General features: G+C 40.0%; 5 protein-coding genes, 1 tRNA gene and 1 rRNA gene. 1 reads left to right on the top strand and 6 read right to left on the bottom strand.

Features of this window, described 5'->3' with window-relative positions:
• Positions 1 to 264: 264 nt before the first annotated feature.
• Complete coding sequence (locus ACYQY7_RS13605; RefSeq protein ID WP_461202857.1) at positions 265 to 2,160, top strand: ABC-F family ATP-binding cassette domain-containing protein; 1,896 nt, start codon at positions 265 to 267, stop codon at positions 2,158 to 2,160.
• A gap of 296 nt (positions 2,161 to 2,456) precedes the next feature.
• Here ACYQY7_RS13605 and tsaD read toward each other — a convergent pair whose 3' ends face one another.
• From tsaD to rrf, 6 genes are all read right to left on the bottom strand, one after another.
• Positions 2,457 to 3,470: a tRNA (adenosine(37)-N6)-threonylcarbamoyltransferase complex transferase subunit TsaD gene (tsaD, locus tag ACYQY7_RS13600; RefSeq protein WP_461202855.1), complete on the bottom strand. Its 1,014-nt coding sequence runs from the start codon at positions 3,468 to 3,470 to the stop codon at positions 2,457 to 2,459.
• A complete protein-coding gene (gene rimI / locus ACYQY7_RS13595; RefSeq protein WP_461202853.1) occupies positions 3,467 to 3,910 on the bottom strand; it encodes a ribosomal protein S18-alanine N-acetyltransferase in 444 nt (147 codons plus the stop codon). The genes tsaD and rimI overlap by 4 nt, the downstream gene beginning before the upstream one ends.
• Positions 3,911 to 3,913: 3 nt before the next feature.
• Positions 3,914 to 4,615: a tRNA (adenosine(37)-N6)-threonylcarbamoyltransferase complex dimerization subunit type 1 TsaB gene (tsaB, locus tag ACYQY7_RS13590; protein ID WP_461202851.1), complete on the bottom strand. Its 702-nt coding sequence runs from the start codon at positions 4,613 to 4,615 to the stop codon at positions 3,914 to 3,916.
• Positions 4,596 to 5,069 carry a tRNA (adenosine(37)-N6)-threonylcarbamoyltransferase complex ATPase subunit type 1 TsaE gene (tsaE, locus tag ACYQY7_RS13585; RefSeq protein WP_461202850.1) on the bottom strand — a complete coding sequence of 158 codons (474 nt, stop codon included), beginning with the start codon at positions 5,067 to 5,069 and terminating at the stop codon, positions 4,596 to 4,598. The genes tsaB and tsaE overlap by 20 nt, the downstream gene beginning before the upstream one ends.
• A 157-nt stretch (positions 5,070 to 5,226) precedes the next feature.
• A tRNA-Met gene (locus tag ACYQY7_RS13580) sits at positions 5,227 to 5,303 on the bottom strand.
• Between the two features lie 34 nt (positions 5,304 to 5,337).
• Positions 5,338 to 5,410: ribosomal RNA gene (rrf, locus tag ACYQY7_RS13575) — 5S ribosomal RNA — on the bottom strand; the annotation flags it as partial.

The raw sequence follows: 5,410 nt of genomic DNA, 5'->3' as shown, positions 1-5,410 counted from the left end.
TACCAAATCAGGAACCTGTCTTTTTTTCTCCCACAAACATTTTACTCATACCATTTCCTTTCACAAATAGTTAGCGCTTTCATTTTTCTCTCCTATACATCTAGAAAGTTCTCCCCACTTTTAAACTATACACTATTTTTTTCATTCTGTCTTTCCTTTGTAACCTTTATTATTATTTTTGTCAAATTTGTTATTCGCACACTAGTATTGCCGAATAGGAAGAAAGTACGTTACACTATCAAAAGAAGATTGAGGTGAGAAATGATGATCATTTTACAAGTAAATCAACTATCCAAATCATATGGAGCTGAACAAGTTTTATCAGACATTAAACTTGAAATTCAAGAAAAAGACCGCATTGCGTTAGTCGGAAGAAACGGCGCAGGAAAATCAACACTATTAAAAATCATTGCTGGCCAATTGTCATACGACACAGGTGAAATTATAAAGCCGAAACATGTGACGATCGGCTACTTAGATCAATATACAGGTTTACAAGCACACCGCTCCATTTGGGACGAAATGCTCGATGTTTTTGCTCCGCTTCAACAAATGGAACAACAGTTGCGCGAGCTAGAACAAAAAATGAGCCTACATGACGCTGACTATGAACGACTACTTGAACAATATGATCGGTTACAAACAGAATTTAAGGAAAAAGGCGGCTATCAATATGAAGCAGATATTCGTTCTGTTCTTCACGGTCTCCGCTTTTCTCAGTACGATTACACGACAAAAGTATCAACATTAAGCGGTGGTCAGCGGACGCGATTAGCACTAGGTAAGTTACTTCTTGCTAAGCCTGATTTGCTTATTTTAGACGAACCGACAAACCATTTAGATATGGAAACATTACAATGGCTTGAACAATATTTAAAAAATTATATCGGGGCCATTCTCATCGTCTCGCACGACCGCTATTTTCTTGATCAAATCGTCACACAAGTGTACGAGTTGTCGCGCACAAAAATAAAAAAATATGTTGGAAACTATACAAGCTACTTACATCAACGGGCGGAACAATTTGAACAACAATTGAAATTGTATGAAAAACAACAAGAGGAAATCACAAAATTAAAAGATTTTATTCAACGAAATATCGCTCGCGCCTCAACAACCAAGCGAGCACAAAGCAGAAGAAAGCAACTAGAAAAAATGAACATCATCGAAAAGCCGCTTGGCGATGAGAAATCGGCATCGTTTCGTTTCGACATTGAACGTCCAAGCGGAAATGATGTGCTAACAGCCAACAATTTAGCGATCGGTTACGATCACATCATCGCAAAAAATCTTTCATTTCGCATCACTCGCGGGGATAGTATTGCGCTGATTGGACCGAACGGCATTGGAAAATCGACTCTTTTAAAAACGATCGTCAAACAGCTCCCTATAAAACAAGGAGAACTGCGTTACGGAACAAACGTACACATTGGCTACTATGATCAGGAGCAAGCTCAATTAACATCGAACAAACGTGTCATCGACGAACTGTGGGATGAAGATCGATTAAAAACAGAAAAAGAAATTCGAACAATACTCGGAAACTTTTTATTCTCTGGTGACGATGTATTGAAGCCAGTACAAACATTAAGTGGCGGTGAAAAAGCGCGGCTCGCTCTCGCTAAGTTAATGATGAAAAAAGCGAACGTGTTAGTGTTAGACGAGCCGACAAACCATTTGGATTTAGATAGCAAAGAAGTGCTAGAACAAGCACTCATTGAATATCTTGGGACAATAATATTCGTTTCTCACGACCGTTATTTTATTAACAGAATCGCAACAAAAATATATGAGTTATCCACAGATGGACTTGTCGAATACTTAGGGGACTATGATTATTACGTAACAAAAAAAGCAGAACTGCTTGAGCTTGGACAAATCAGCCAAAAACCTAAAACAAACGAGCCTTTGTCACCAAAACGTTCGTATGAAGAAGAAAAAGAACGAAAAAAGCTTGAACGGCAACGACAACGAAAAATCGAACATCTAGAAATGGAAATGGAGCAAATTGAGCAACAAATTGCTGCATATGAACAACAATTATATGACCCTTCCTGTTACAACGACTATGAAAAGGCTCGAGACACACAAGCGCATATTGAAGTGCTAAAACAAAAATTTGATGAACTATTCGAACAATGGGAACTTTTACAACAATAATAATGAGCTAGCTCCACTTGTGGACTAGCTCATCTTTTTACACAAGCATATCCACAAAAAAAACACTTATATATAAGTTATTAACGTACTTTTCCACATTATCCACAAAAAATTTAAAAAATCCACATATATCGTTGTGGTTAACTTGTTATGATAAAATAACATACAATCAATGTTTCCCACATTATCCACATATATGTGGATAAAATAATCCACAACAAAAACTCAGTTTTTCTTCGAGAAAATTTATACGATTATAAGAAAGAGTGCCCTGTTACTTTTAGGGCACCCTCTTGCTATAACAATAAACTTGGGTTTGCATTTAACGCCATTGTGGCGCGCTTTCCTTGTTGAAATAATACCGTTCCCGCTGCCGCAATCATCGCCGCATTGTCTGTGCAAAGCGACAACGGTGGGATAACTAACTCGACTCCCGACAGCTGCTTCACTTGTTTTTGTAATTGCGTACGCAGTCCTTCATTTGCTGCGACACCACCAGCTAGCAATATTTGCTTCACTTCGTAATGCGCAGCTGCTTGTATCGTTTTTCCTACTAATACTTCAACAACACTTGTCTGAAAACTTGCTGCCATATCTTCAGGGCGAATCATCTCGCCACGCTGTTTTGCATTGTGCAACACATTAATAACCGCTGATTTTAATCCGCTAAAACTAAAATCATATGAACCTTCTTCAAGCCATGCGCGCGGTAAATCAATAGTTGGTTTTCCCCGTTTTGCTAAGCGATCAATGTGAGGTCCCCCCGGATAAGGTAGTTGTAATGCTCGGGCAACTTTGTCATACGCTTCCCCTGCCGCATCATCACGCGTCTCGCCGATCACTTCAAATACGCCATGCTCTTTCATATAAATGAGCTCCGTATGCCCCCCTGACACAACAAGAGCTAATAGCGGAAATTTCATTTCTTGTACAAGTTGATTCGCATAAATGTGTCCTGCGATATGATGCACGCCAACAAGGGGAATGCGATGCGCAAAAGCCAATGCTTTCGCAGCGTTCACGCCAATTAATAGAGCACCTACTAATCCTGGACCTTCCGTTACCGCGATGGCATCGAGTTGGCTCATATCCATATTTGCCTGTTTCATCGTTTCTTCTAACACGAGCGTGATTTGCTCAACATGATGACGTGAAGCAATTTCAGGAACGACCCCACCAAATCGTTGATGACTTTCCATTTGTGAGGAAACGACGTTAGCTACAATTTCACGTCCATTTTTCACAATGGCAGCTGCTGTTTCATCACAGCTTGTCTCAATTCCAAGCACAAATATATCTTTTTCACTCATAATTTCACCCACATTACTAACGCATCTTCTTGGTTATCTGAATAGTATCGCTTACGAATACCGCCATTTAAAAAGCCAAGCTTTCGATACAATGATTGTGCAACGTTATTCGACACCCGCACTTCCAATGTCATCGTTTGAGCCCCTTCTTCTCTTGCTAATGCCATCGCCTGTTTCATTAGCGCTTCTCCTAGTTTTTTACCACGAAATTCTGGCAACACCGCAATGTTTGTAATATGCGCTTCATCCATCACTAACCACATGCCACAATAACCAATAATTTGTCCATCATACTCCATCACAATGTAACGAGCATACCGATTATTTGTCAACTCTTGATAAAAGGAAGAACGACTCCATGGGAGCGTAAATGAAAGCTGTTCGATTTCCACAATGCGATCGAGATCTTGAAGCGTCATAAAGCGAAAACAAACATCCACTTATCATTCCGTCCTTTCTTGCTGACGAGCAAGCCAATTCGCTTCCGCCTCTGCTAAACGAATATAGTTTGGCACAAATGTATGAATGTCTTCCGGCTCGCGATTTATCCCTAACCACGCGAGCTCACTTGAGCGCGGATTGTGAAGTGTTGCTGGAGCTACTTGGACAGAACGACCTAACGTTTCAACGAACACTGCTTCATGTAGCATACTATCGTTTCCAACTAATAAAATTGGTTCATTGTACGATTTTAATTCATTTGCCCACTCTGTAGCTAAAATAACTCGATCAGCTACAATTGATTGAATATTGTCCCCCTCAACTTTGTAAAGACCTGTATAAATTTGTCCGCGTCGAGCGTCCATTAACGGAACAATAAGCCCATCAAAATACTTCGCATTTGCTGCCATCACTTCTAAACTCGATATACCGACAAGCGGAATGTTTAGCGTCCAAGCAAGCGTTTTAGCAATCGTCACACCAATGCGAACACCTGTGTATGATCCAGGTCCTTTCGCAACAACAATACGGTCAAGATCTTGTGGGCTTATCTCACATTCTTGAAGAAGCGCCTCAATCGCAGGCATCACTCGTATCGAATGATTTTTTTTCAAATTCGTAATCATTTCGCCTTTAACGACTTGTCCATCAACGATAGCAATTCCCATAACAAATGTGGATGTATCAATGGCTAACACTTTCATCACTAAAAATCTCCTTACATAACTGTTCGTAACGTTGACCAATTGGAGTAAAGTGAATAATTCGACTTTCTCCATCACCATGGTAAATAGTAATATGTAAACGTTCAGTCGGTAAATATGGCTCAATGACATGAGCCCATTCAACAACTGTTACACCATCACCAAAAAAATATTCATCAAATCCTAAATCCTCTTCGCTTTCATCTAAACGATATACATCCATATGATACAAAGGTAAACGCCCTTCATACTGCTTTACAATAGTAAAAGTTGGGCTGTTCACATTACGGTCAATTCCTAAACCTTTCGCTAATCCTTTTGTAAACGTTGTTTTCCCTGCTCCCAAATCACCTTCTAACGTAATAACGTCTTTTGGTTGAACATATCGAGCAAGTTTCATCGCTAATGCTAATGTATCTTCAGGATGATGTGATACATATTCATATGTTTTCATCGTTCATTCCCCTAATTGAATAAAATCAACATACAAAAAAGACCTTAGGATCGCTCTCCTAAGGAAATGCTACACATATAAGTGTACACGAAAACAAATCATAACGCAAAAAAAGGCATAAAAAAACACGAAACTTATATCGTTTCGTTTCATTGGTTGGTTGCGGGGGCAGGATTTGAACCTGCGACCTTCGGGTTATGAGCCCGACGAGCTACCTGGCTGCTCCACCCCGCGATGATTGGAATAAAAACATAATAAATACAATAATGCTCGGCGACGTCCTACCCTCGCAGGCGGTGTCCCGCCAACTACCATCGGCGCTGGAGAGCTTAACTTCCGTG

This window comes from Anoxybacillus sp. TBDG-1 (assembly GCF_054815885.1).
This window is presented reverse-complemented; position numbering and strand designations above follow the sequence as displayed.